A 4,233-nucleotide genomic window follows, 5' to 3' on the forward strand; every position below is an offset into this window, starting at 1 on the left:
CCCAAACCCACTCGGCAACAAGATCTTGGCGGTATTTGTTGGCTTGACACAGCACTTCCCTGAATGACCTGCCCCTAGGAATAGATACCGGTTACCCAATTGTGCTATGCACGTCAAAAGACTGATAAGCCACATCAAAAGACAATGGCATCTGTAAGGAATTGAGCTAAAATCTCTAAGCTGTTTTCTATTGAGCTTCAGGGCAAAAATTATAATAAGGTAGCAAGATGCAGTTATTAAACTTAAATATTAACCGAATCATCATTCATCAGATCTACCAAAGAGACTCTGAAGGCCAGAAAAAGCCGCCGATGCAAAGCCGTGATTTTACAAGGTTTTCTCCTAACGCGATGGAAACTTTTAAACAAAGAGTTGTTGAGGCTCTGGGGGAAAACTCACGGGCAGTACAAATGGAAATTACTAATCAAAAAACCACGAACTTGCCTCAGATTGTTGAAAGAACGATAGACGAAGATGACTGTACTTTTGCAGTGTCATCTTATGATTTTGCCACATTGCTTACAGATGCTCAGCAGATCAAATCAATACCAGGTGGAATTGTTGTTGTATTTACTGGAACCCAAGGTCATCCTGCCAAAAAGTTCTTAGGTGTAATCAAAGCGGAAACACACAGCGCTTATGAAAAAGAAGTTGACGACAAAACCGGCGAAATATCGTTAAAATATGTTGAAGAAGTACTCTTAACTCCCAGTTCAAAGCTATATAAAACAGCAGGTTTTTTTGAAAAGACAGTCTACGATCCACTATACAAAAATTTAAATGACAAGTGGGTTGTGATGGTATCTGATTCTCAGATCAATAAAGCTGGTGGGAAAGCTGCTGCTAGGTATTTTTATGCTGACTTCCTCGGTTGTGGATATCCCCAAACAAGTGCTAGAACCACCAAAAAATTTTATGAGGAAGCAAAGAAATTTATTACCGGACTAGCCGTGCCTGAGTCCAAAAAAAGTGATTATATCAATGCGTTGACAACTTATCTCAAGGTAGATACCTCATCTTCTATTGGCACAGCTGATTTTGCTTCAAAATATTTTGAAGTGGGTGTTCAGGATGCGTTTTCTGAACATATGGAAAGCTCTGGCATTCCTACAGCCTCTTTTACTAAAGACATTGAACACATTTCTGGTAACTTGAAGTTTAGAAAAGTCAGCTTTAGTAAGAATGTTAAGATCTCCGCACCATCGGATTCCTTCAAGGAATTGATAGTCATGACTTCAATAGATGGAGACTTAGATGAATCGGGGGTAGCAGCAGAATGGACACAAGTTATCATCAAGGACAAGATAGTGACACAGGAATGACGGAAGCTGAATTCCAATCGAAATGGCAACAAGAAAAGTCAATTTATGATTCTTGGGGGCAATTCATTGTTCATGAGATTTGCTCTGCTATAGAAGAAAAGGGTAAAGATTTAAGTGATTTTCTTAAAATACCTCCCAAGCATCGTTTAAAAGATGAAAAATCACTAATCGATAAAGCATTTTACCGCACTGGTAAAAATTATATTGACCCATACAATGAGATTGAAGATAAAGTAGGAGCACGATTTGTAGTGCTTATTATAGAGGATATCGATTTTATATGCGATATCATAAAATCGTCAAATTCTTGGTCATTTGATGCCTGCAAACATTTTAATGAAGATAAAGAACACTCACCCTTATTATTTACTTATCAATCAGTTCATTTTATCTTGCGTCCTAAACATACGATGACTATTGACTGTGTTGATATCTCAATTGATACCCCTTGCGAAGTTCAAATTAGAACACTGCTTCAGCATGCACATGCTGAGTTAACGCACGATGCTATTTATAAAGCTAAAACTGCTATAAAGCCGAAGGTTCAGCGAACTGTTGCTAAGTGCATGGCGCTTATAGAAACAACTGATGGATTTTTTACTGAGGTAAGTCAACAAATTAAGCAAGGAAAAATAGATGAGCTAGGTATTATCTCCAGGCTTGATGCTTTGTATTTCAGTTTTACAGGAATAAAAGCTGAAACACAGAAATCAATTCTAACAATTCTAGATGAGTTTGAAGATTTGATGGATTCAAAGTTAATTGGAAATATTGAGGCATTTGTTAAAAAAAACCCTATCATTCCAGAAATTATCAAATCTAAATATACTGGTGGTGCGCTTTATAAACAAAGTACCGTTTTGCTTATTTATTGGATGCTAAAATGCAAGAGAAACATGCTGTTAGATAACTGGCCATTAGACAGAAAAATGCTAATTCCTTTGGCTAATGATATTGGAGTAAGCACACTAGACTATGGTATTTGAGGTCAGCGGAATAAGAGGCATACGTGAATCGAGTAAGCGTTCGGCGATCTCATGCGGACCTCATCGAATAAAGTGAACTTGCAGTTAAGTATAACAAATAGTATTCCCACAGTGAACTCCAACATCCCGATGCTTGGCAACTGAAACCTAACATTGCGAACTATAAAAACTGAGCGCAAAACTACTGTCACTGAGAGTAAGTTACAGCTAACCGCGTCAGTTCCGCCTAAGCCCTAGAGTTTCGAAACGATGGATTAACGTTAATGATTCTTGCCCAACACTCTCACCCACTGGGATTATTTTACTACTAACCAGATCCCCGGCATAGTCTCAGCACTGCCAAGTTGATAAACTCTTGCGTAATTTCGCACGTCGCAGGAAGCGTTTCGGCAATTGAGCATACTAGCTCCTGCTGCGTTCAAGTATTGCTTTCACCGGACACCATATGGCTATCAAGAAGAACGAACTTTACTCCTCCCTTTGGGCGAGCTGCGACGAGTTGCGTGGCGGAATGGATGCTTCACAGTATAAAGACTATGTGTTGACCCTACTGTTTATGAAGTACGTCTCTGACAAAGCTAAGGGTAACCCTTACGCGATGATTGAAGTGCCGGAAGGGGCAAGTTTCGACGATATGGTTGCTCTCAAGGGCAACAAAGAAATTGGCGAGAAAATTAACAAAACCATCAGATTACTGGCTGAAGCTAACGACCTGAAAGGTGTTATCGACATTGCCGACTTCAATGATGAAGACAAGCTGGGTAAAGGCAAGGAGATGATCGACCGCCTTTCCAAGCTGGTGGCAATATTCGAGGGGTTGGACCTCTCAGCCAACCGCGTTGATGGAGACGATCTGCTGGGTGATGCGTACGAATATTTGATGCGTCACTTTGCTACAGAGTCAGGTAAATCTAAGGGGCAATTTTATACCCCGGCAGAGGTGTCACGCATTCTGGCGAAAGTGATTGGTATCAGCAAACAGACAGCACAGGATGCTACCGTTTATGACCCTACCTGTGGTTCAGGCTCACTATTGTTGAAAGCCAGTGACGAAGCAGGCCCCAAGGGGCTAACCATCTACGGGCAAGAGATGGATTATGCGACCAGCGCACTGGCACGTATGAACATGATCCTGCATGACAACGCCACCGCTAAAATCTGGAAAGGTAACACCCTGGCCGATCCACACTGGAAAGATGGCAACGACAACCTGAAAACCTTCGACTTTGCTGTAGCCAATCCGCCTTTCTCCAACAAAAACTGGACCAGCGGGCTGGATGCTGCGAACGATACTTTTGATCGTTTTGTATGGGGGACTCCGCCTGAAAAGAACGGCGACTATGCTTTCCTGCTGCACATCATCAAAAGCCTGAAAAGTACTGGTAAAGGTGCAGTGATCTTACCTCACGGCGTTCTATTCCGGGGCAACGCTGAAGCGCGTATCCGTGAAAATCTGCTCAAACAGGGTTATATCAAAGGCATTATTGGCCTGCCAGCTAACTTGTTCTATGGCACAAGTATCCCGGCATGCATCATTGTCATCGATAAAGAAAATGCCCAGCTCCGAGCGTTCAATGCTAATGGTGAAAGTCAGCAAGGCATCTTTATGATCGATGCCAGTAAGGGCTTTATTAAAGACGGCAATAAAAATCGCTTACGCGCCCAGGACATCCATAAAATTGTCGATGCATTTAATCGTAAGCAGGAAATCCCCCGTTTCAGCCGCTTGGTGCCGCTCTCAGAAATTGCAGCTAACGACTACAACCTCAATATCCCTCGCTATATCGACAGCAGTGATCCGGAAGATCTGCACGACCTTTCTGGCCATTTGGCTGGTGGCATTCCCGATCGCGATATTGATGCTCTCAGCGCTTACTGGAAAACTTTCCCGACGCTACGACAGGATCTGTTTGAACCCGCTCGCC

At 42.1% G+C, this 4,233-nt stretch carries 3 protein-coding genes; all 3 read left to right on the top strand.

All coding sequences use genetic code 11. The features are described 5' to 3' along the window. Window positions 1-227: 227 nt before the first annotated feature. Window positions 228-1,322 (top strand): nucleoid-associated protein, encoded by a 1,095-nt coding sequence (locus AC2A1E_RS23790; RefSeq protein ID WP_484385808.1) that lies wholly within the window; start codon window positions 228-230, stop codon window positions 1,320-1,322. Continuing rightward, window positions 1,277-2,308, top strand: coding sequence for a GTP pyrophosphokinase (locus tag AC2A1E_RS23795; RefSeq protein ID WP_484385809.1), 1,032 nt, complete (start codon window positions 1,277-1,279; stop codon window positions 2,306-2,308). The genes AC2A1E_RS23790 and AC2A1E_RS23795 overlap by 46 nt, the downstream gene beginning before the upstream one ends. A gap of 445 nt (window positions 2,309-2,753) precedes the next feature. Then, on the top strand, window positions 2,754-4,233 hold a 1,480-nt coding region (locus AC2A1E_RS23800; protein ID WP_484385810.1), incomplete at its 3' end, for a type I restriction-modification system subunit M.

It is taken from the genome of Serratia sp. HNCC26DJ206, assembly GCF_057180605.1.